We start from the raw sequence: 24,335 nt of genomic DNA, 5'->3' as shown, positions 1-24,335 counted from the left end.
TGAAGTCACCGGTAACTTTACCGGCTCAGTGACCGAAGGCAACGTGGGCGATGCACCTGTCACTGCCACCGGCACCATTGCGATCAGTGATGTCGATGACGACGATACACCGGCCTTTGCGAATACTACAGAAGCGGGGACTTATGGCTCGCTAGACCTAGTTAACGGCAACTGGACCTACACCCTTGATCAATCTGCGGTGCAGAGTTTAGATGCCGGCGATCAGGTCACCGACACTATCATCCTGACTGCCTCTGATGGCACTGAGCAAGATATTGTTATCACTATTACGGGGACGAATGATGCCCCTGAACTAAGCGGTAGCTTTGTTGGCTCGGTCACCGAAGGCAACGAAGGTGATTCACCCGTCACTGCCACGGGCACCATTGCGATCAGTGATGTTGATAGCGACGATGCGCCGACTTTTGCCGATATCACAGAAACCGGGACTTACGGTTCGCTAGAGCTGGTCGGTGAGAACTGGACCTACACCCTTGATCAAGCCAGCGTGCAGGATTTAGATGCCGGCGATCAGGTGACCGACACCATCACCCTCACCGCAAGCGATAACACGCAACAAGATATCGTGATCACCATTATGGGGACCGACGATGCGCCTGAGGTCACCGGTAACTTTACCGGCTCGGTCACTGAAGGCAACGAAGGCGATGCGCCTGTCACTGCGACGGGCACCATTGCGATCAGTGATGTCGACACCGACGATACGCCTGCCTTTGCCGATACCGCAGCAACCGGCACTTATGGCTCGCTCGAGCTAGTGAATGGCAGCTGGACGTATACGCTTGATCAATCTGCAGTGCAGAACCTAGATGCCGGAGACCAAGTCACCGATACCATTACCCTCACCGCCTCTGATGGCACTGAACAAGCCATCGTGATCACTATTACTGGTAGCGAAGATGCGCCTGAAGTCACCGGCAACTTTACCGGCTCGGTCACTGAAGGCAACGAAGGCGATGCGGTCACTGCCACGGGTACCCTTGCGATCAGTGATGTGGATGGCGACGATGCGCCAACCTTTGCCGATACCACTGAGGCGGGTACCTATGGCTCGCTAGAACTGGTCAACGGCAACTGGACTTACACGCTAAATCAGAGCTCAGTACAGAATTTAGATGCCGGCGATCAGGTGACAGACACTATCACGCTCACCGCAAGCGATAACACACAACAAGATATTGTCATCACCATTACGGGGACCGACGATGCGCCTGAAGTCACCGGTGAGTTTGTTGGCTCAGTGACCGAAGGCAACGTGGGCGATGCAGCGGTCACTGCCACGGGTACCATTGCGATCAGTGATGTGGATGGCGACGATACGCCCACCTTTGCCAATACCACTGAAGCAGGAACCTATGGTTCGCTCCAGCTAGTTAATGGTAATTGGACTTACACGCTAAATCAGAGCTCGGTTCAGGATTTAGATGCCGGCGATCAGGTGACGGATACCATTACCCTGACAGCCTCTGATGGTACTGAGCAAGATATTGTTATCACCATTACAGGGACGGACGACGCCCCTGAGATCACCGGTGAGTTTGTGGGTTCCGTGACCGAAGGTAATGAAGGCGATGCACCTGTCACTGCTACCGGCACCCTTGCGATCAGTGATGTCGATAGTGACGACGCGCCAACCTTTGCCGATGTCACACAAGCGGGTACATATGGTTCGCTAGAGCTGGTCGATGGCAACTGGACCTACACCCTCAATCAAGCCAGCGTGCAGGATTTAGATGCCGGTGATCAGGTGACAGACACTATCACGCTCACCGCAAGCGATAACACACAACAAGATATTGTCATCACCATTACGGGGACCGACGATGCGCCTGAGGTCACCGGTAGCTTTGTTGGTTCTGTCACCGAAGGCAACGTGGGCGATGCCGCGGTGACTGCGACGGGCACCATTGCGATCAATGATGTTGACACCGACGATGCGCCTACCTTTGCCGATGTCACACAAGCGGGTACATATGGTTCGCTAGAGCTGGTCGATGGCAACTGGACCTACACCCTCAATCAAGCCAGCGTGCAGGATTTAGATGCTGGCGATCAGGTCACCGATACCATTACCCTGACTGCGAGCGATAACACCCAGCAAGATATTGTCATCACCATTACGGGGACGGATGATGCTCCTGAAGTGAGTGGTGAGTTTGTTGGTTTAGTGACCGAAGGCAACGTGGGCGATGCGGTCACTGCCACCGGCACCCTTGCGATCAGTGATGTGGATGGCGACGATACGCCTGCCTTTGCCGATACCGCAGCAACCGGCACTTATGGCTCGCTCGAGCTAGTGAATGGCAGCTGGACGTATACGCTTGATCAATCTGCCGTGCAGCATTTAGATGCCGGTGATCAAGTCACCGACACTATCACCCTGACTGCCTCTGATGGCACAGAGCAAGATATTGTTATCACCATTACGGGGACGAATGATGCCCCTGAAGTAAGCGGTAGCTTTGTTGGTTCTGTCACCGAAGGCAACGTGGGCGATGCCGCGGTGACTGCGACGGGCACCATTGCGATCAATGATGTTGACACCGACGATGCGCCTACCTTTGCCGATGTCACACAAGCGGGTACATATGGTTCGCTAGAGCTGGTCGGTGAGAACTGGACCTACACCCTCAATCAAGCCAGCGTGCAGAATTTAGATGCCGGTGATCAGGTGACCGACACCATCACCCTCACCGCAAGCGATAACACGCAACAAGATATTGTCATCACCATTACCGGCACCGACGACTTACCTGAAGTCACCGGTAGCTTTACCGGCTCAGTCACCGAAGGCAACGAAGGTGATGCACCTGTCACTGCCACCGGCACCCTTGCGATCAGTGATGTGGATGACGGCGATAATCCAACCTTTGCCGATACCACTGAGGCGGGTACCTATGGCTCGCTAGAACTGGTCAACGGCAACTGGACTTACACGCTAAATCAGAGCTCAGTACAGAATTTAGATGCTGGCGATCAGGTGACGGATACCATCACCCTGACTGCCTCTGATGGCACAGAGCAAGATATTGTCATCACTATTACGGGCACCGACGATGCGCCTGAAGTGACCGGTAACTTTTCCGGCTCGGTCACCGAAGGTGACGAAGGCGATGCGCCTGTCACTGCCACCGGCACCATTGCGATCAGTGATGTCGATAACGACGATGCACCCACTTTCGCCAATATCACAGCAACCGGCACTTATGGTTCGCTGGAACTAGTCGGTGAGAACTGGACCTACACCCTTGATCAAGCCAGCGTGCAGGATTTAGATGCCGGCGATCAGGTCACCGATACCATCACTCTGACTGCCTCTGATGGCACACAGCAAGATATTGTTATCACCATTACCGGTACTGGTGATGCGCCGGAAGTCACCGGTGAATTTGTTGGTTCAGTCACCGAAGGTGACGTAGGTGATGCGGCCGTGACTGCCACCGGCACCCTTGCGATCAGTGATATTGATGACGACGATAACCCCACCTTTGCCGATACCACTGAGGCGGGTACCTATGGCTCGCTAGAACTGGTCAACGGCAACTGGACTTACACGCTAAATCAGAGCTCAGTACAGAATTTAGATGCCGGTGATCAAGTGACGGATACCGTCACCCTCACAGCAAGCGATGGTACTGAACAAGCCATTGTGATCACTATTACGGGGACGGATGATGCCCCTGAAGTGACTGGTGAGTTTGTTGGTTCTGTCACCGAAAGCAACGAAGGTGATGCACCCGTCACTGCCACGGGCACCATTGCGATCACTGATATCGACGGTGAAGATGCACCCACCTTCGCCAATACCACAGAAACAGGTACTTATGGCTCGCTCCAGCTAGTTAACGGTAATTGGACTTACACCCTTGATCAATCTGCCGTGCAGAATTTAGATGCTGGCGATCAGGTGACGGACACCATTACCCTGACTGCCTCTGATGGCACAGAGCAAGATATTGTGATCACCATTACGGGGACGAATGATGCCCCTGAAGTAAGCGGTAGCTTTGTTGGTTCTGTCACCGAAGGCAACGTGGGCGATGCCGCGGTGACTGCGACGGGTACCATTGCGATCAGTGATGTCGATAGTGACGATGCGCCTACCTTTGCCGATGTCACACAAGCGGGTACATATGGTTCGCTAGAGCTGGTCGATGGCAACTGGACCTACACCCTCAATCAAGCCAGCGTGCAGAATTTAGATGCCGGTGATCAGGTGACCGACACCATCACCCTGACTGCGAGCGATAACACGCAACAAGATATTGTTATCACCATTACGGGGACGGATGATGCTCCTGAAGTGAGTGGTGAGTTTGTTGGTTCAGTGACCGAAGGCAACGTGGGCGATGCGGTCACTGCCACCGGCACCATTGCGATCAGTGATGTCGATAGTGACGACGCGCCAACCTTTGCCGATACCACAGAAACCGGGACTTACGGTTCGCTAGAGCTGTTCGGTGAGAACTGGACCTACACCCTCGATCAGTCTGCGGTGCAGAATTTGGATGCCGGCGATCAAGTTACCGACACCATCACATTAACGGCTACTAACGGCGTACAACAGGACATTACCATTACTATTACCGGTACCAATGACGCCCCCACCTTGGCTCAAGCCGTTTCAACACAAACTCTGCAAGAGGATTTTGTTAGCTACACCATTGATCTTAATACAGTGTTTTCCGATATCGACAGTGACGATACTTTGAGTTTCGATGTGGCAAATGTGCCCAGTGGGGTCTCCGTCTCTATTGATGCGAATGGTATCGCAACCATTTCATCGGTCGCCGATTGGAGTGGGACAGAGACAGTAAGCTTCCGCGCCACCGATACGCAAAATGCGAGTCTCACCCACGATGTCACCTTCAACGTCGAAGGGGTTGCTACCGCCCCCACACTTACGGTCAGCCGTGGCGATCAATCACTGACTTATATCGACAACGCAGGACAAATCTCCGCCACTGACCCTGGCGCGGGCGGGTCACGTGCGATTCTTTCGCCCTTAACAATCTCCGGCACCGCCAATGAATCGGGCGAAACACTTACTTACCGAATCAGCGGCTTACCGGATGATGCAGTATTATCAGCGGGGACAAAAGAGGCAAGCACCGGCGATTGGTTACTCACGGACGCGCAACTGAGTGGTCTTAATCTCGCCTCTCCTGCCGATATTACTGGTGTCACGCTATCGATTACGGCTATCAGTACCGACGGCACGGATCAGGCATCAACCACGGCCACGCTGAATCTAGAAAATGATAGCTTTGCACAGACCGAAGGACAAACCACCAGCATTGCTAGTGTCGACGGACTGATCAGCAACGATACAGATACACAGGCCTCTGTCACCCGCGTTGCCACCAATGCTAGCCAAGGAGAAAGTGGTAACAGTGAAATTGTTATCGGCCCTGCCACCATCGCCACCGCATTGGGTGGCAGTGTTACTGTCAATGCAGACGGTAGCTTTACCTACACTGCACCGGCAGTGAATCATGCAGGCGGCGGTCAAGTCTATGACAGCTTCTCCTACCAAAGCAGCGAGAATAACGAGTGGACAACCGTGACCTTCGATGTGAGCGACTCTGCGCCGGTAGCCCATGATGATAGTGATAGCGTAGCCTCTGGCGCCTCGACAGGTGGGAACGTGATCACTGCCGGCGCCGGTGCCGATACCCTCGGGGCGGATACCACCACGGTGACCGCGGTTAGCTTCAATGGCACCACCTATGCAGTCAACGGCAGTACTGTGATTGCCACATCGCAAGGGCAATTAACCATTCAACCCGACGGCAGCTATCTGTATCAATCATCGGTCGCGTCAACGACGGATGCCAGCACGCTGGACGATGAAGTATTCACCTATACCCTCACCGACAGCGATGGGGATACCAGTCAGGCACAGCTCACACTCGGTCATGACAACAATACCCAATTAAACGCCGATATCGCTTCAGTCAGCGAGCAAGGGTTGGTGAGCGACGATAATAGTCAAACTACCCAAGGTAACCTGTTGGATAATGATACGGGGATAGGCGTCAATGTTAGCCTGCATCAAATTAATGGGCAAAGTTTTGGCAGTGATGGGGTTTTAACCCTCACCACCGCCATTGGCACTCTGACTGTTTATAACCAAGACAACACCCAAGGTTATCGCGCGGGTGACTACACCTATACGCTCAATAATGCCACCAGCGGTGATAACGTGAGCGACGCCTTCACCTACACTACCTATGATCCGACGGCATCTACCGCGTATCGCTCATCAACGTTAACCATCAACGTCCAAGATGATACGCCCACATCTGACAACATCGAAAGTGCCTTATACGCCACGGCGGAGAGTAGCTCGACGTTTAACCTTATTCTTACCGTTGATCTGTCCGGCAGTATGTCCGATCCGGTTGATCCAAGCGATCCGGACTCACCCACTCGGATGGAAGTTACCAAAGCTGCACTGAAATCTATGGTAGAAGAATACGACAAACTCGGGGATCTCAACATTCAAATCGTATCTTTCTCGGATACCGCGAGCTCTTCTGGCTGGATTCAGAATGACGTCGGTAGCGCATTAGACGCAATCGAGGGTCTGTATGCCGGCGGCGCGACCCGATACGATAACGCGCTGAACGAGATCATAGATACTGTCGATACTTCAGGGCTGGCTGCGGATAAAACCATCTCGTATTTTATCTCGGACGGGATGCCCAATGATGACTTTGAAAGTAACACTAGCCTGCAAAGCGCATGGCAAACTTATGTCAGTACGCAAGGTATTGACGAGTCCTTCAGTGTTGGGGTCGGGGATGGCATTACGACATCGCCACTGACCCCCATAGCTGCAAGTAGCTCAGGCAATACCAGTGACAATGTATTGCTGGTCACCGATGAAAATGAGCTCGCCTACTCACTACTACAAACCATTGAGAGTGGACAAGTGTCAGGCGGCCTTGTTCTATTGGATGATGACGGCAATACTGTCTCCTTATTCGGGGCCGACGGTGGCTATATCTCCGCGCTCACCTTGGATGGACAAACGTACAGCTATGATCCCACGACTGACAGCGCACAGCAGACCTTTGAAACCGCAAAAGGCGGTATCCTCACCATCAATTTTGATACCGGCGAATACGACTACCGCGTGGCGGTCGACAGAGATATTCTCAACGAGCAAGAGCAAATCGCACTGACGCTTACCGACAACGATGGCGATAGCAGTGACGTCAATGTCGTCATTAATCTCTACTACGAGGCACGGCTTGACGCCAATCACGATATAGTGATCACCAATATTCATGACGGTAGTCCGATCGTCATTCCCGGTTTGGCCTTAACCCATAATGACATTCCTTCGATGGGCAGCACGATCACGGCTACCAGTAATGCGATACAAGGGTCGGTAACGGGCACGGATGACATCACCTTCACACCTGATGGTGCGATAAATCCGCAAACCGTTCTTGATCCCATCGGTAACGACTCTGAGTTTATCGCGGAATCCGAGCTCGGCGACTTCGCTGACTCGTTTGCTCAGGCTCAGAGCCTAGATCGCGGTAAGTTCGGCACCATGACACAGGAGGTATGGGCGCATATTGATGCCGGTAACTATGGTGCCAACGCAGCTCTGACAGGTACGGTCCAAAACGGCACCGACAGTGATATGACAAAAATGGATCTCTACCAAAACGAGACCTTACTTTTTGATGATGATCGGTGGTGGAATGACCTCAGCGTTAGGGTTTATGACCAAAACCAACAGCTGCTGGATACTCTCAATCCAGATACTGGCAGCAATAGCTTTACCGCCGGTCAACAAGGCACTTATTACTTTGAGATCGTCTCCAACAATGCTTTAAATACGACCGAAAGCTACGAGATTTATCTTACCTTGGATAGCTCAAATGCGGTGCTACCAGAGCCTGAGCATCAATTTGAATACACCACCTCTAACGGTAGCTATGTGGACAGTGCGCTAGTTGATATTATTGCCGTTGATGACCAAACACTGGAAGGCGGCTATCAAAGTGAAATCATCGCCGCCGATACAGGTGATGATACCCTGATCGGTAACGAGGGAGATGATAGCTTACTCGGGAATCATGGCGATGATACGCTTGATGGCGGTCTTGGCGATGACCTGCTGATTGGCGGTAAAGGGGACGATACGCTGACTGGCGGGCTTGGGTCGGACACATTCGCCTTTTTGAGCGGTGATCAAGGGTCGGTCGGCGCAGAAGCGGTCGATCGCATTACGGACTTTGATGTGCAAAAAGACACTCTCGATCTCTCCGAGCTGCTGATTGATGAAGACCAAGCCGGTGCAAACCTTGAAGACTATCTAACCCTTGAGGACAACGACCAAGGTGAAGCCACCTTATACATTTCCTCAGCGGGCGATAATCAAATCGATCAACACGTAGTGTTCGAGAACCTCAGTGTGGCAGATATGGCCGCAGCCTACGAGATTGATATCAGTGGCCTGAGTAGCCAAGAGCTCAGCGCTTCAGTGATTGATGCCATGATCCAACAAAGCAAATTGATGACAGATTAGCACCCACCTCACACGCCGATACCTCGTCCTGAGGTATCGGCAACTTTGCGTTTTATTTTTATCGCCAAAGGGGCAGAATAGCGCCAAAGCTCGGGAAAAAAACAATAGGGAGCAACTTTGTTATCTGAGTTAAAAAATATTGCCCAACTGTTGGTCGATAACAAGCTACTGACCACCATCGGCGTCATTATTATTGTCAGCGTTATTCGCCGCCTAATCTTACGCCGTATTCGCGGTGACAGTAACTTTCTCAGTGAAGATCAACGTAAGTGGATCTCTCGCACTAAAAATGGTGCGTTTAGCTTACTGTTGCTGTTTTTATTCTTATTCTGGAACACGGAAATTAGCGAGTTTGCCCTCTCGCTTACTGCCATCGCAGTGGCCGTCGTCGTCGCATCGAAAGAAATCATTTTATGCTTTACCGGTTCTATTCAGCGTGCTAGTTCACGGTCATTTCGTATCGGGGATTGGATTGAGGTAGGTAACTCTCGCGGCGAAGTGATCGAGCACAATTTGATGGCGACTAAAATTCAAGAAATTGATGGTCACTATTGCTACACCGGAAAAACTGCGACGCTGCCCAATAGTTTGTTTTTTACCACCACGGTAAAAAACCTGAATTTTATGAAGCGCTATGTCTATCACCATTTTCATACAGTGATCCGTGGCGATATTAATTTATATCCCCATATTCCCGCGTTGCTGGCACGCATTGACGATCATAGCGAGGATTTTCTTGATGTCGCTCGACGCTATAACCATGTGATTGAACGTCATGCGGGTGTGGATTTACCTGGGCCTGAGCCCCATGTTTATTTGTCGCATACCGACACCGGCGAGCAGCATGTTCACGTCCGTCTGTTCTGTCCAACCGAACGCGCCGCCGAACTCGAACAATTAATACGGGAAGACATTATGACGCTTTATTGCGAAAAACTGCTCCCTGCCGCTGACGGAAAACGGCCAGAGAGCGCTGACGCTGCTGCGTCAGATACTCCCGCGCCACCAGCAAACTCATAACAAAAAGCGCTCGTCGTTACGGCGAGCGCTTTTCAATCCCTGCTTTCTTGGTAAAGGTTTACAGCAAAAACAAGGTTCCTAACCCAAGGAAGGCAACAAAACCAACAATATCCGTCACCGTGGTTAAAATGACCGATCCTGACAGCGCAGGATCAATTTTCAGCTTATCGAGAATGACCGGAAGAAAGATACCTGCCAAGGCGGCACTGATAATATTGGCGATAATGGCAGCACCAATCACCATCCCTAGTCCCCAGCTGTTAAACCAGTAACCGGCGATCAAACCAATCACTATCGCCCAAAGCACACCATTCAGTAGCCCCACTTGCAGCTCTTTGTTCAGTAGCGGCCTCAAGTTACTTTTAGATATTTGTCCTAGTGCTAAGCCTCGCACAATCAAGGTTAGCGTCTGGCTTCCGGCGATCCCACCCATTGACGCCACCACGGGCATCAATACCGCCAGCGCGACCACTTGTTGTAAGGTTGCTTCAAATAAACCGATAAACCAAGAAGCAAGAAAAGCCGTCATCAGATTAATGCCAAGCCACAGTGCACGATTGCGCGCGCTTTTCATTACCGGGGAGAATAAATCTTCATCTTCATCTAAACCCGCCGTGGCCATGATTTGCGCTTCTGCTCGTTCCGCTTGCATCTCATAGGCAGTGCCAAGGTCAAGCCGACCAATCAACATCCCGCCATCGTCTAGCACTGGTAAGGCAACTTCTTCACTGCTAGCGACCTTATCGGCACTCACGTAAATATCCTCGCGGGCATTCAGACTCGGGAACTGTTCGCGCACCAGCTCACTAATTTTGAGCACGCCATCAGCACCAAAGAGTTTGTGAATCGGCACCGCACCAACCCATATTCCACGGCTATCAACCACGAACACATGGTCACAATATTTAGGCATCACACGGCGCAGTAAACGCAGTACGACATTCACTTTTGTTTTCGCCGGTACCACTAAAGGTTGATGGTCACACCAGTGCCCTACCTCGCTATCTGCATATTGCTGAGCGGAGGCATACCGTTGCTTTTGCTCCGTATCCATGCGCCCCAATGCTTCTTCCAGCAAAGGTTCGGTGAGCACATCTTGCAGCTCCAACAAGGTGTCGGCATCCAGTTCCGCAAACAAGTTATGGAGACGAACCTCATCCACCGCGCGAATAATCGTTTCACTCGCATCAGCACGCATTTCCGCCAACACCGGCAGCTGTATTGCCGGCGATAATTGCTCCCAAAAACTCACACGATCAGTAACGGGCAAAGACTCAAGTAATAGCGCGAGGTCATCAAGACTGTGGGCTTGCTCGATCTCTTGTGCCACTTCAGGCGTTCCCTCATCAACTTTTGAGAGCAAATCCTCAATTACTTCTTGTCTATCACTGTTTTGCATGGTATTTCCTTCATGAAACTTTTCGTGTGCTCTCTGACGCCATCACCGCGTATTTGGCGAAAATTATTTCGTCGCCCTGCCCAGAGATGCCATGACGTTGTCACGACGAACCCCAGACTCTCTCGTATTGCCGCAAAGCGGTGAGTGCGTGCATCCGCATGCACCTCATACTGCTGACACCACGAAAATGTCTGAGTCAATGCGTTGTAAATGTATGCGATGGTTATCACACATCATCGCTTATTTTTCAGATTCTTACCACGAGTAATCGTTATCCCTTCTACGGTAGAGTAAGGGACTTTTTTATAGCGGATCAAAATGAACACTGTGCAACACAAAACACCTAAAGTCAGCGTCGGCTGGCGAGAGTGGGTCGCACTCCCCGACCTAGGCATTGATCGGGTAAAAGCCAAAATTGATACCGGAGCACGGACTTCTTGCCTGCATACGTTTAAGATCGAAGAATTCGACCAAAACGGGGAAGCTTGGGTTCGCTTTTGGGTTCACCCTCATCAAGGGGACGATGAAACACACGTACAAGCTGAAGCCAAAGTCCTAGCTAGACGCATTGTTCGCGACTCGGGAGGGCATGAACAGCTTAGGTATGTCATACAGACCACACTTCAAGCGGGTAAATTACGCTATCCGATAGAAATGACACTAACGGCAAGAGACAACATGCGTTTTCGCATGCTACTCGGCCGCACAGCCATGGCGGGACAAATGACCGTCGATCCCATGCACTCTTTTTTGCTCGGTAAGTAGGAGCGGTTAAACCATGAAAATAGGCATTCTGTCGCGTAACAAAAATCTTTATTCTACGCGTCGCCTGATAGAAGCCTGCGAACAACGCGGTCACGAGTACAAAATCATTGATGCGCTGCGCTGCTACATGAGTATTAACTCAACGCAGCCGATGATTCATTTGGCCGGTGAGGAATTGTCCGGATTCGACGCCATCGTACCGCGGATTGGTGCATCCGTTACTTTCTATGGCTGTGCGGTACTGCGCCAATTCGAAATGATGGGCGTATTCCCCGTCAATGAGTCGGTTGCCATCACACGCTCTCGCGATAAATTACGCTCAATGCAATTGTTGTCACGTAAAGGGATCGGCATGCCTCATACTGGGTTTGCCAGTAAGCCCGGTGATATTGCTGACTTGCTGACCATGGTGGGTGGCACGCCCGTGGTGGTCAAACTCTTGGAAGGAACCCAAGGTATTGGCGTCGTGCTTGCTGAAACTAAAAAAGCCGCAGAAAGTGTGATTGAAGCCTTTATGGGCTTAAAAGCGGATATTTTGGTGCAAGAATACATTAAAGAGTCTAGCGGTGCCGACATTCGCTGCTTTGTGATTGGTGATAAGGTGATCGCCGCGATGAAGCGTCAAGCGCAACCGGGCGAGTTTCGATCTAATCTGCACCGTGGCGGTACGGCGAGTCTAGTCCGTATTACGCCAGCCGAGCGTCGAACCGCGATCGCGGCCGCGAAAGCCATGGGACTTAACGTGGCAGGGGTTGATCTTCTTCGCTCCGAGCGCGGACCCCTTGTGATGGAAGTCAACTCATCTCCTGGGCTAGAAGGCATTGAAAAAGCAACAGGAAAAGATGTCGCGGGCATGATCGTCGAGTATATTGAAAAGACGGCTAAACCCCAAAGGACACGCACACGTGGCAAGGGCTAAAAAAAACAATGCCATCGATATCGGTGGCGAAACAATCCAAGCTGGCGAGCAAGCCAGCTTGGAACTGGAAATGGCGCGCTTATACACTCACGCGCCATTAAATGTCAGCATTGAGGTGTTAAACGGTAAGTTAGAGGGGCCTATTCTGCTTGTTTGCGCCGCCATTCATGGCGACGAGCTCAATGGAATTGAAATTGTTCGTCAAATATTAGCCAAAGTCGATACCGAAAAGCTTCGTGGCACCTTGATTGCTATTCCTGTCGTCAATGTCTTTGGCTTTATTCACAAGTCCCGCTATTTACCCGATCGACGCGACTTAAACCGCTCTTTCCCCGGCTCCGAGCGCGGCTCCATTGCCGGGCGTATGGCATATCAATTATTTAATGAAGTGATCAGTCAGTGTACGCACGTCATTGATCTTCATACCGCAGCGATTCATCGCACCAATCTGCCTCAAATCCGCGCCAATCTTGATAATGAAGGAGCAGCCGAGATGGCGAAAGCCTTTGCAGCTCCCGTTATGGTTGATGCCGCCTTACGTGATGGCTCTCTACGTGCCGAAGCAGAAGCGATCGGTATTCCAGTCATCACTTACGAGGCAGGTGAAGCACTGCGATTTGAGCCTTACGCCATTAATGCGGGCGTACGGGGTGTCATTCGCGTTATGCGTCATTTGGGGATGCTACGTCAGTCTCGGCGTACCCTTCCCTATCAACCGGTTACAGCACGGGCTACACGGTGGGTGCGCGCTGAAGCTGACGGTATCTTTCGTAGTCATATTGCCCTAGGTGAAAGAGTTAATAAGGGACAAATACTCGGTATCATCAGCGACCCATCAGGCAGCAATGAAGTGGAAATCAAAGCCTCGCAAAGCGGTATATTGATTGGCCAACAAACTCTCCCTGTTGTCAATGAAGGGGATGCGGTCTTTCATATTGCCTTTTTCTCGCAATCTGACGAACTGATTGAGCAACACTTAGAGGGCTATTTAGATCAAGTGCGAGACGATCAAGACGATGAATTACGATGGGGTATCGGCACACTTTAACTTTGATCTTAAAGGCGAATCATCACCGTACTACTTGCATCACGCACTCAGATTCATAACACTACGCGTTTTTGTAGCACGGGCAGTTGCCCGCCACACAAGAGGATCGACATCATGCTGACATGGCAAGAGATCGTCACACGAAGCGAACAAGGTAATGTGTCGCCGCGCCAGCGGGTGGAAAAAACAGATCAACAATGGCAGTCACAGCTCAGCGACGAGCAATATCGTGTCACGCGTCAAAAAGGCACTGAACGTGCTTTTAGCTCGGGCATGTGTACCTTGTTTGAGCCAGGCCTATATGGCTGCGTTTGTTGCGGCACTCTGTTGTTTGATGCGAATGAGAAATTTGACTCTGGTACCGGCTGGCCTTCATTCACACAACCTGCCGAAGATAGCGCCATCGCATACCATAAAGATACCAGTCACGGGATGACGCGAATTGAAACCACTTGTGCCAGCTGTGATGCTCATTTGGGACATGTGTTTCCCGATGGCCCCCCACCGACTGGATTACGTTTTTGTATGAACGCCGTTGCGTTAAAGAAATTGGATTAACCCCCTCCTCGAGTTTCAGAGCCGGTGCATGCCGGCTCTGCTATATTTACTCCATCACCATCAGGTAAACTTATATCAAGCACTGAAAACGCTTGTCATAGGCGACACCTTGTAGGAGACATATGGCATCCACTCTTTCATTCTCCTATTTAACTCTATGGGTCGCAATTTACGGCGCCCTTACCTGGGTTGATATGCGGTACCTCGCTGTATTAGTGGATGTGCATACCTCAACACTGACTAATATTGCGAGTGGTCTCGCGGTCGTTTTGTTTTATCACTACGGTCGGCGGATATTCTTCCCGTTTTTAATCGTCAGCGCACTCAGTCACTCTTTCGCCGCCACCGCTCGGATTGATGATTTGCACGTCGCAGTGTCGCTCTTATTTGGCGCCCTACTCACTGTTATCGCCTTTATCTCCGCAAGGTTATGGATATCGCGGTGTCAGCAATGCTTAGATAACGTGAGTGTCTTGTTTCGCTTTATTCTTATCGCCTGCTTCATTCCTTCAGTCGCAATGATTTTGCTCGTGTCGGTGCCTCTTTATATAGATAACCAGCTTATCCCGGAAAGATTAAAGTTTCTATATATCGAATTCTCAATGACCTATACGACGTCTCTATTGATCTGGGTGAGTCTTTACACGACCTGGCGACGAGGTGGGTTTCAGTTAGAGAAAATAAACACTAAAAATACGGGCATAGCCTTAAGCGCTCTGATGCTAACCTTAGCGGGCTTTTCCTATTTCCCCGGTGCTATTTTTATTATCCTCGCACTACTAGTTTATATTGCATCGTCTGGGTATTGGCGAACACTGCTTGTTTCGCTTGTGATCCTGATTACTTCGATCTTAGTGATGGTCCCGCACAGTCTAGGCGCTTTTGCGATTCCAGATCTTGATGATGGCATTCTGGCTTTATTAATCTACGTATTCACGACAGTGCTCGTTAGTATCAGTATATCTATCCATGCCTCAGAACTAAGAATAGCTGTGGTGGCTCGGGATAGTTGGCAAAGGAAAGCTAGCCTTGACCCATTAACCGGCACCGTTAACCGCTACGGTCTACTGCCTGAATTAGCCATCGAACACGAATTTGCTAAACGCGCATGTTACTTTTACACAGTGGCCGTAATCGATATTGACCACTTTAAACAGATCAATGACAACTATGGCCACCTTGCTGGCGATCAAGTATTGAAAGATGTCGCTAGCATCATCACAGACACAGTACGCCAGAACGATTTGGTCGCTCGCTATGGCGGTGAGGAGTTCGTGGTCATCTTTCGCAACACGTGCGCACGCGATGCCACTCATGTGGCAGAACGGATCCGAGAACGCATCGCCGCTAGCATTTCTCACATTGATGACCAGTCACTGACCTATACCGTCAGCTGCGGTTTGGCTGAAAACCACACTGACGATGTTCACCCAGAGCGTGTTTTTGACCGAGCCGATGATTGCTTGTATCAGGCCAAAAAGACGGGGCGCAACCGTGTTGTTGTGGCGCCCCCACCCTAATATTTATTCAGCGATACCGCCTTCGGTGAGCTTGGCTGGATCAAGCAATTGCGACAAATGCTCGCGGCCGAGATCCGTTTCTTCCTCCGCGACATCCAAGATAGGCCGGCCCTGTTGATACGCCTTCTTCGCAATTTCAGCGGCTTTAAGGTAACCCACAACTGGGTTAAGCGCCGTTACTAAAATAGGGTTATGGGCTAGCGCTGACTGTAAGTTATCTTCTCGCACTTTAAAGGTCGCCACCGCTTTATCTGCTAACAGATGAGCAGCATTCGCCAATAGACGAATACTTTGCAGTAAGTTGGCAGCAATCACAGGCAACATCACGTTCAGCTCAAAATTCCCCGATTGCCCCGCCACCGTGATGGTAGTGTCGTTGCCCATCACTTGCGCCGCAACCATAGCAGCAGATTCTGGAATAACAGGATTCACTTTCCCCGGCATAATAGACGATCCGGGCTGTAACCCCTCTAGCTCAATTTCTCCAAGCCCGGCCAGTGGGCCCGAGTTCATCCAACGTAAATCGTTACTCAGTTTCATAACTGCAACCGCGGTTGTCTTCAACTGGCCGTGCAATGCCACCAGCGCATCTTGGCTACCAATAGCAAAAAAAGGATTCTCGCTCGCCGTGAATGACGAGTGGCTGCACGCACAAACTGCGTTGGCAAAACGCTCGGCAAATAATGGATGAGCATTGATTCCCGTCCCCACTGCCGTGCCACCCTGAGCCAGTGCGCGCACCGATGATAGACTTTGGGTAATTTGTACCATCGCGTGTTCGACCTGCTGAGTCCAAGCATCTAGCTCTTGGCCAAGAGTCACAGGCATCGCATCCATCAAGTGAGTGCGACCCGTTTTCACGATATGGCCGACTGAGCGTTTCTTTTCCTGTAACGCATCACGTAAATGCGCTAACGCGGGAAGTAAGGCTTTTTCACAGCCTAATGTGGCACTGATCTGGATAGCCGTAGGAACAGAATCGTTGCTACTTTGACTCATGTTGACATGATCGTTGGGACTGACCGTTTCACCACACTTTTCAGAGGCTAACGTTGCCAGCACTTCATTCATATTCATGTTTGAACTGGTGCCTGAGCCAGTCTGAAACACATCAACGGGAAACTGCGCTAAATGCTCACCATCCATGATAGATTCGGCACTTTGGCGAATCGCATGTGCGATATTACCATCCAGTAAGCCCAGCTCTTCGTTAGCCGTTGCCGCTGCATGCTTCACCATGGCTAACGCGCGAATAAAATCCTCAGGCATCATCTGGTCACTGACCGCAAAGTTATTCACGGCTCGCTGTGTTTGTGCTTGGTACAGCGCATCAGCAGGTACCTCAACATTACCCATACTGTCTTTTTCGATACGTGTTTTCACCATGATTATATCCTTTTCATTCACCACACCATTTCGATAATGGTTATCATTAACATATTGAGTTAACTAAATGAAGTTAGTGACGTCATAGGCTGACAAAAAATCCGTGCCTCTCAGGCTTGCATCCCCTAGTATGACGTCACTATCACCCATAATGAGCAATACCATGCAAGATGAAACCAGTACCAGTATCGCTAACTTGATTGAAGTGGTTGAGAACCAGATCGCCGACCAAGACCCTAAAAAGGTAGCAGAAACCTTGATGCGCCTGCGTATGACCGGCTATTCACGCGACGAAGCTATCGAGTACATTGCCTGTGCGTTAATGGTTGAGATCTATGATGTTAACAATCACAACGGGCAATTTACCCTGTCCCGCTATGAAGCCAACTTAGACACCCTGCCAGACATGCCATGGGCCGATGAGATTAATTTGGATATAAGTGAGTAAATACAGGACGGGTGAGAAACATTAAAAAAGCCGCTCAGCGCGGCTTTGATTTTTAGAGTGGATAGACTTTCTCAAACTCTTCAAGCACCACATCCGAGTGCTCATCAAAATGTAGGCCGTGTGTTTTAGCGTACTGGGAAAAGTAACCCCAATGCGCTTCGTGCCAACACTGGTAAGATCCATCTCCCTCTCCTTCACGTGCCGCAAATTCAGCACTGACTTGGTTAAACGGGCAATAGCTCACCTGTGTGGTTTTGACGATACACACGGGTCGGTGGTGACCATTAAGGACAATCTTATAATGTCCTTTGTGTGGGATCACCGCATTTTTCTCTTCCAAAGAGCTGCGCAATCGGCAGTGAGCTTTCTTTTTATTCAAACTCACCAATGTCGCAACTTCGTTCGCTCTCACCGTGTGATGACTTAAGGTGTCCACCACCACTTGATCATCAGTTGGCCGTTGGTCCGCGGGAAGGGTCGTTAGATATTGGTGCCAAAAGGCGTTTTGTTCTTCAGTCATGGGTCTCGCCTTGATTATTATTGGTTTCGTTTTTAAATGATTTCTTTCTGAACAGGTTCTTGGACAGCACTAACGATGGTGATCATAACGTGCAGCCGCACATTCGCCTATGCGCTAGCTAACGTTTCTAGGTTGCACTGTGAATAAATTCACATTTAAACATCAACTGAAACCAATTTTGATCAAAAAAAAGCGGCCTTTTTGGCCGCTTGAGAGATTGATTAACCTTAATCGCTAATAAATGGCAATAAGGCTTGGTGTAGTCGGTCAATTTCATCAATGGTGTTGTAATGCATCATACCGATGCGGATCACACCGCCTTTGTCTAAGATATCAAGCTGCTCACACAGGCCTTGCGCATAGAAGTGTCCATTCCAGACACACAAATTTTGCTCGCCAAGTGCTTGAGCAACCTCTGCCGGCTCTGTTCCCTCTATGCGGATCGCAAACGTAGGAGTGCGTTTGTCGAGCTGATTATCATCGGTAATACCATAAATACGTACTTTGGGGTAAGCGCGCATCAACTGGATAAAATGTGCCGACAATGCTTGCTCATGCGCTTGGTACTGCGCATAACTTGCCGCTAGCCTTTCTCGCAGTGAGGACGTCGGATTGCCCCATTGTGCAAGATAGTCAACCGTCGCAATAAAGCCCGCTATCGCCTCAAAGCTTTGGGTGCCTGTTTCAAATCGGCCGGGGCCTTGATTAGTCGCAGGTTCCACTTTGTACGGTTTTAACGTCTGTACCCACTCAGGCGCGACATAGGCAAAACCAACATGAGGCCCAAAAAACTTATACGCTGAGCAGGCAAGAAAATCGCATCCGAGTGCTTGCACATCCACCAAGTGATGGGGCGCGTAATGCACCGCATCTACATACACTTTGGCGCCCACTTGTTTCGCCATCTCCACCACTTTTGCCACATCAACCAAACTGCCTGTGGTGTTTGAGGCGAGTGTCACCGCAATCAACTTAGTTTTATCGGTTACTAGGCTGGCTAGGTGGGTCATATCGATAGAATACGTCGACTCATCAACACGTACCTGTTTCACGGTCGCGCCTTTGTCATGCGCCGCTTGTTGCCAGCTAGATACATTTGAATAGTGATCGAGTGCCGAAACAATCACTTCATCTCCCTCCTGCCAGTCGCGACTGATTGCCCGACTCAACGAGAAGGTCAAGGTGGTCATATTCGGACCGAATACCATGCTTTCTGACGATGAGGCATTCACAAAGGTGGCCGCCACATCCCGCGCGCGCTGCATAAGCTCGGTGGTATAACGACCAGAAAAGAACTGGCCGCCCAGATTGGCGTTGTAGTGCCCTAAATAATCCACCATAGCGTCAAGCACCGCGCGGGGTACTTGTGCGCCCCCTGGGCCATCAAAAAATGCAACGGGTTTGCCTTCAATGATTTGCGCGAGCGCGGGAAAGTGGCCCCGAACAGCATGGGGTGAAAAACCTGCCGGTGTCATCGTTACTTCCTTGTTGCTGTGAGTACAAATACATCCATCGTGCCCGGTTTCTGGTTATCCACGGGCGTAATCGGCTCAGCGTAATGCCACAACGTACGATCATCAAGTGCCGCCATTTGCCCCGGTTCCAGCGGCAGGCTAAACAGCGGTGCGCTGGTTTTATGACTAAATACCTGAAAGTCACCGCCCTCAATATTATCACGGCCAATGCTCACAATAGCGATATGATCAAAGCCATCTTGGTGAACCCCTTCTGGGGCAACCTGCACAGATTGATTATCCGCCTGAATACGAATTTGGTGGATTTCGATGTCGTTGTCATCGCTAAGCTGGTAAAGGTCGCGGAATGTCCGACACATGGCATGGAAGCCCGGTGCCTGAATAGTCTGGGGCTCGATATCCTCAAAGGTTCTGGCCACATCCCCTTGGAATTCATTGATGTCAGATGTTTGCATAAATGGGCGAGTCGGTAACTTCTCGATGCCCCCATCGAAAGCATGCACGATTGAATAACGACGCAAGCGATAACCGCCGTCTGCGTGAGATGTACCCGGAAGGTTATCAAACGAAGGCTGTAATTGTTTGATATGATTATCGTCCAGTTGATTAAGCTGCATGAGTAATGTTGACGTATTCATGGCTTCCTCCTGTTTCGCGACTGTGCCGCGCATTCAAACCAATACGTTTGAAATACATTTATTTAACAAACGTGATACATCCAATCATCAACCATATACACTGTTATTTCCAGATCGAGCACTATATTTATCGATCATAAACCACTCGTTTAGTTTTTTTGTCTAAAAAATTTCGCTAAGCCGTTGAAAGGCTCCACTACAAAGATTAACAATTATTAAACAAAAGAATTAATCACTGCATAGTTGGTCTATTGCCCTATTTTAGAAGGTGGAAATGGGACAAAAATGTCACGAAAAGTTGCCATTCTGCGTAATTCAGAGGAATTTCATGTTCAGATAGCGTTATAAATCAAACACTCTGCATCGATTTTTTTGCTCATCCTCTACACTGTAAAGACACGCTTTGATGCGCGGGAGAGGATAGAATGACAAGGTTGAATATCCAGTGTGCTTGTGGCCAAGTGGCGGGAGAAATTATTGATGCACAACGCAGTCAGCGTTGCGTTTGTTACTGCAAAGACTGCCAAGCATTCGCTGAAAAACTGGGTTACCATACCGAGCTAAGGCCCGGTGGCGGCACAGAAATCCTACAAATCACGCCAGCGCAGTTACGCGTGTACCGAGGGCGAGATAAGCTTTCCTGCGCGAGATTATCCGAAAAAGGGCTTTATCGCTGGTACGCGAGCTGTTGCCATACACCGATAGCGAATACGATTAGCGCAGCTATCCCTTTTATCGGCATTATTAGTAGTTGTTATCACATCGAAGGGGATAACGAAGAAGAAATTGGCCCTGTTCGTTGGTACGTGCAAGGTCAAGACGCACGTTCCCCCATCCCAGAAAAAAATGTCCACCCTCGCTTTCCGCTTAGCTTAGTGATCAGAACCGCCCTCCGCATTGGCTGGGCACGTTTACTCGGTCACCATCGTCCCAACGCTTTCTTCGATCGCCAAGGTCAGCCACGCGGCGTTGTTTACTATCCGCAAGACGCGATGATCGCCAAACCCGATAAACAGGCTCACCCTGAATAAAAAGGTTTCAGCGATGGCAGTTATCGGCCACACGATAGTAACTAAGCTTTAACTAAATCAATCTCGCATTTACAATAGTGCTGTAAAAACAAGCAATCCCCCGAGCGAGGTGTCCTTATCTACCTCGCTTCTACTCACAATAACGGACTTGGGGAGGCACCCGTGAGCAACACATCTCATTCCAATAGCCAAGACAGTTTCAACACGCGACGTACCCTACACGTCAATGGTGAAACCTACGATTACTTTCGTCTCGATGCATTGTCTGATCAATTTAATATCAGCCGCTTGCCCTACTGCCTAAAAGTGCTGCTTGAAAACTTGCTGCGCAAAGAAGACGGTAAGAATGTATCGGCAGAGGACATCAAAACCCTTTGCCAGTGGCAAGCTGATGCTGCCGGTAAAGATCAAGTAAACTTCACCCCTGCACGTGTCGTGCTTCAAGATTTCACTGGCGTACCTGCCGTGGTGGATCTCGCAGCCATGCGTGCCGCCATGCGCGATTTAAAAGGCGATCCAGCCAAAATTAACCCGCTTGGTGCGGTTGATCTTGTCATCGACCACTCGGTCATGGTGGATGACTACGGCAATCCTGACTCCTTGCAGAAAAATACCGAGATTGAGTTCGAACGAAACAGCGAGCGTTACCAATTTTTACGTTGGGGTCAGCAAGCCTTTTCGAATTTCCGCGTCGTCCCCCCCGGCACGGGGATCGTACACCAAGTGAACCTCGAGTATTTAGCCCCGGGAGTATTAGTGGAAGCGCAAGGCGGCAATAAGCTAGCCATGCCAGACACACTAGTGGGCACTGACTCACATACCACTATGATCAACGGCTTAGGTGTGCTTGGCTGGGGCGTGGGTGGTATCGAAGCGGAAGCGGCGATGCTCGGCCAGCCTATCACCATGCTCATTCCTGAAGTGGTCGGCTTTGAGCTTAAAGGCGAGCTACCTGCGTCTGCCACTGCAACTGACTTGGTACTCACCGTCACTCAAATGCTACGCGAGCGCGGCGTGGTGGGTAAATTTGTTGAGTTTTATGGCCCCGGTCTCGCCAAATTGCCGCTTGCGGATCGCGCAACCATTGCCAATATGGCACCCGAATATGGTGCAACCTGTGGCATCTTCCCGATTGATGAAGAAACGCTAAGCTACATGCGCCTAACAGGACGCACCGACGATCAAATCACGCTGGTCGAAACCTATGCCAAAGCACAGGGCTTGTGGCGCGATGATGATGCACCGGTGGCTGATTATAGTGACACACTCCATCTCGACCTCGGTGATGTGGTTCCAAGCCTTGCCGGCCCCAAACGCCCGCAGGATAGAATTGCATTAACCGATGCCAAAACCCAATTCGATCAGCTGTTGGAAAAAGAGCAAGCGGCAGCAAATAACCTGATCGCCAGTTTTGCCAGTGAAGGCGGGCAAACTGCGGTCGATAACCCCAGTGTGCGCGAACAAGGCGATACTCAAGTCAAGTATAAGGGAGAAACATTTACACTTGAGAACGGGGCCGTCGTCATCGCAGCAATTACTTCCTGCACCAACACCTCGAACCCTGCCGTGCTTGTTGCTGCTGGGCTGGTGGCAAAAAAAGCACGCGAGCTTGGCTTAAAAACAAAACCGTGGGTGAAAACCTCGCTTGCGCCAGGATCACAGGTTGTCCCTGCCTATTTAGAGAATGTGGGGTTACTCGAGCCTCTGGCTGAGCTTGGCTTTAACATCGTCGGCTTTGGCTGTACTACCTGTATTGGTAACTCAGGGCCATTACCAGAGCCTATCACTGAAGCCATTCGCGCTGGCGACTTATTGGTGACTAGCGTGCTGTCCGGTAACCGTAATTTTGAAGGCCGTATTCACCAAGATGTAAAAGCCAACTATTTAGCCTCACCCCCGCTTGTCGTGGCTTATGCACTGGCGGGTAATATGAATGTCGATGTCCTTAAAGAGCCATTAGGACAGGATAAAAACGGTAAGCCGGTCTACCTCAACGACATTTGGCCAACGCCACAGGAAGTCGCGCAAACCATTCAGACAGCAATGACCGACGGGCTGTACCAAGACAAATACGCGGACGTGTTTGCCGGCACAGACGCTTGGCGGAAACTGCCAGTCCCTGAAGATGAGATTTACTCATGGCCAGACTCCACCTACGTTAAAAAACCAACGTACTTTGATGGCATGACCATGGCGCTCCCCGAGATGAAACCCATCAAGGGCGCACGCTGTGTGGTGAAAGTGGGCGACTCTATTACGACTGACCATATCTCACCTGCAGGGGCGATAAAACCAGATAGCCCTGCAGGCGAGTATTTGAAGTCCAAAGGCGTTGAGCCAAAAGATTTCAACAGCTACGGCTCACGCCGAGGTAATCACGAGGTGATGGTACGTGGCACCTTTGCCAACGTGCGCTTAAAAAACCAAATGGCGCCGGGCACCGAGGGCGGTATGACGACTTATTTGCCCACCAATGAACAAATGAGTATTTACGACGCTGCGCAGCGTTACCAAGCGGACGGCACGCCACTCGTCGTCCTTGCGGGTAAAGAGTATGGGACAGGGTCAAGCCGTGACTGGGCCGCCAAGGGCACCAACTTGCTGGGTATCAAAGCCGTCATTGCTGAAAGCTTCGAGCGTATTCACCGCTCTAACTTAGTGGGCTTTGGCGTGTTGCCACTGCAATTTAAAGAGGGTGATTCCGTTGAATCACTTGGATTGGATGGCACAGAAGTGTTCGACTTTGAGGAGATCAACGGCGAACCCTCTACCCTCAAGGTTCGTGCAGTTCGGGATGATAAAACCATCGAGTTTGACGTCAACGTCCGCATCGACACTGCAGTTGAGTGGGATTACTACCGCCATGGCGGTATTCTCCACTACGTGCTGCGCCAACTCGCCAGCTAGTACTAGCATCGCTACCACAAAGGCCCCGCGGGGCCTTTTTTGTTATCTACCCCACAGCTTAAAGGCGTCTCAGGCAACCCAATCATGACAGCGAGCTAAACAGTGTTATAGTGAAAACTATATATAAAG

15 protein-coding genes are annotated in these 24,335 nt (G+C 50.5%); 10 read left to right on the top strand and 5 right to left on the bottom strand.

Going from position 1 to position 24,335, the window contains the following annotated elements; all coding sequences use genetic code 11:
- Nucleotides 1–8,572: VCBS domain-containing protein (locus BZG84_RS14675; protein ID WP_077678393.1), on the top strand; the 8,572-nt coding region annotated here is incomplete at its 5' end.
- A 117-nt stretch (nucleotides 8,573–8,689) separates the two neighbouring features.
- Nucleotides 8,690–9,592 carry a mechanosensitive ion channel family protein gene (locus tag BZG84_RS14670; RefSeq protein ID WP_077481141.1) on the top strand — a complete coding sequence of 301 codons (903 nt, stop codon included), beginning with the start codon at nucleotides 8,690–8,692 and terminating at the stop codon, nucleotides 9,590–9,592.
- A gap of 58 nt (nucleotides 9,593–9,650) precedes the next feature.
- Here BZG84_RS14670 and BZG84_RS14665 read toward each other — a convergent pair whose 3' ends face one another.
- Nucleotides 9,651–10,991 (bottom strand): magnesium transporter, encoded by a 1,341-nt coding sequence (locus tag BZG84_RS14665; RefSeq protein WP_077481143.1) that lies wholly within the window; start codon nucleotides 10,989–10,991, stop codon nucleotides 9,651–9,653.
- Between the two features lie 318 nt (nucleotides 10,992–11,309).
- On the opposite strand from BZG84_RS14665, the gene BZG84_RS14660 reads away from it, so the two are divergent.
- The 5 genes from BZG84_RS14660 to BZG84_RS14640 all read left to right on the top strand — a co-directional run bounded on the left by BZG84_RS14660 (nucleotide 11,310) and on the right by BZG84_RS14640 (nucleotide 15,801).
- On the top strand, nucleotides 11,310–11,756 hold the full coding sequence (locus tag BZG84_RS14660) for an ATP-dependent zinc protease family protein (RefSeq protein ID WP_077481145.1): 447 nt from the start codon (nucleotides 11,310–11,312) through the stop codon (nucleotides 11,754–11,756).
- A gap of 13 nt (nucleotides 11,757–11,769) precedes the next feature.
- On the top strand, nucleotides 11,770–12,675 hold the full coding sequence (gene rimK, locus BZG84_RS14655) for a 30S ribosomal protein S6--L-glutamate ligase (RefSeq protein WP_077481147.1): 906 nt from the start codon (nucleotides 11,770–11,772) through the stop codon (nucleotides 12,673–12,675).
- Nucleotides 12,662–13,723: a succinylglutamate desuccinylase/aspartoacylase family protein gene (locus BZG84_RS14650; protein ID WP_077481149.1), complete on the top strand. Its 1,062-nt coding sequence runs from the start codon at nucleotides 12,662–12,664 to the stop codon at nucleotides 13,721–13,723. The genes rimK and BZG84_RS14650 overlap by 14 nt, the downstream gene beginning before the upstream one ends.
- 114 nt (nucleotides 13,724–13,837) lie before the next feature.
- Entirely contained in the window at nucleotides 13,838–14,281 is a 444-nt protein-coding gene (msrB, locus tag BZG84_RS14645; RefSeq protein ID WP_077676050.1) for a peptide-methionine (R)-S-oxide reductase MsrB, read from the top strand.
- A 122-nt stretch (nucleotides 14,282–14,403) separates the two neighbouring features.
- Nucleotides 14,404–15,801: a GGDEF domain-containing protein gene (locus BZG84_RS14640; RefSeq protein ID WP_077481153.1), complete on the top strand. Its 1,398-nt coding sequence runs from the start codon at nucleotides 14,404–14,406 to the stop codon at nucleotides 15,799–15,801.
- A 3-nt stretch (nucleotides 15,802–15,804) separates the two neighbouring features.
- Here the strand turns inward: BZG84_RS14640 and BZG84_RS14635 are convergent, their stop codons facing one another.
- Nucleotides 15,805–17,190, bottom strand: coding sequence for a class II fumarate hydratase (locus tag BZG84_RS14635; protein WP_198536744.1), 1,386 nt, complete (start codon nucleotides 17,188–17,190; stop codon nucleotides 15,805–15,807).
- A 160-nt stretch (nucleotides 17,191–17,350) separates the two neighbouring features.
- Here BZG84_RS14635 and BZG84_RS14630 point away from each other — a divergent pair, with 160 nt between their 5' ends.
- Nucleotides 17,351–17,635, top strand: a complete 285-nt coding sequence (locus tag BZG84_RS14630) for a hypothetical protein (RefSeq protein WP_077481157.1) — start codon at nucleotides 17,351–17,353, stop codon at nucleotides 17,633–17,635.
- Between the two features lie 52 nt (nucleotides 17,636–17,687).
- Here the strand turns inward: BZG84_RS14630 and BZG84_RS14625 are convergent, their stop codons facing one another.
- The 3 genes from BZG84_RS14625 to BZG84_RS14615 all read right to left on the bottom strand — a co-directional run bounded on the left by BZG84_RS14625 (nucleotide 17,688) and on the right by BZG84_RS14615 (nucleotide 20,268).
- Complete coding sequence (locus tag BZG84_RS14625; protein ID WP_077481159.1) at nucleotides 17,688–18,155, bottom strand: ASCH domain-containing protein; 468 nt, start codon at nucleotides 18,153–18,155, stop codon at nucleotides 17,688–17,690.
- 227 nt (nucleotides 18,156–18,382) lie between these two features.
- Nucleotides 18,383–19,630: a cysteine desulfurase-like protein gene (locus BZG84_RS14620; RefSeq protein WP_077481161.1), complete on the bottom strand. Its 1,248-nt coding sequence runs from the start codon at nucleotides 19,628–19,630 to the stop codon at nucleotides 18,383–18,385.
- Between the two features lie 2 nt (nucleotides 19,631–19,632).
- Nucleotides 19,633–20,268, bottom strand: coding sequence for a 2OG-Fe dioxygenase family protein (locus BZG84_RS14615; protein WP_077662741.1), 636 nt, complete (start codon nucleotides 20,266–20,268; stop codon nucleotides 19,633–19,635).
- A 425-nt stretch (nucleotides 20,269–20,693) separates the two neighbouring features.
- Between BZG84_RS14615 and BZG84_RS14610 the strand changes: the two genes are divergently transcribed.
- Nucleotides 20,694–21,299, top strand: a complete 606-nt coding sequence (locus tag BZG84_RS14610) for a DUF6151 family protein (protein ID WP_077481964.1) — start codon at nucleotides 20,694–20,696, stop codon at nucleotides 21,297–21,299.
- 162 nt (nucleotides 21,300–21,461) lie between these two features.
- Complete coding sequence (gene acnA, locus BZG84_RS14605; protein WP_077481962.1) at nucleotides 21,462–24,206, top strand: aconitate hydratase AcnA; 2,745 nt, start codon at nucleotides 21,462–21,464, stop codon at nucleotides 24,204–24,206.
- Nucleotides 24,207–24,335: the final 129 nt, after the last annotated feature.

Source organism: Salinivibrio sp. PR932 (assembly GCF_001996125.1).
Classification (GTDB): domain Bacteria; phylum Pseudomonadota; class Gammaproteobacteria; order Enterobacterales; family Vibrionaceae; genus Salinivibrio; species Salinivibrio proteolyticus.
The sequence above is the reverse complement of the archived record's forward strand: the minus strand, read 5'-3'. Positions and strand labels throughout refer to the sequence as shown.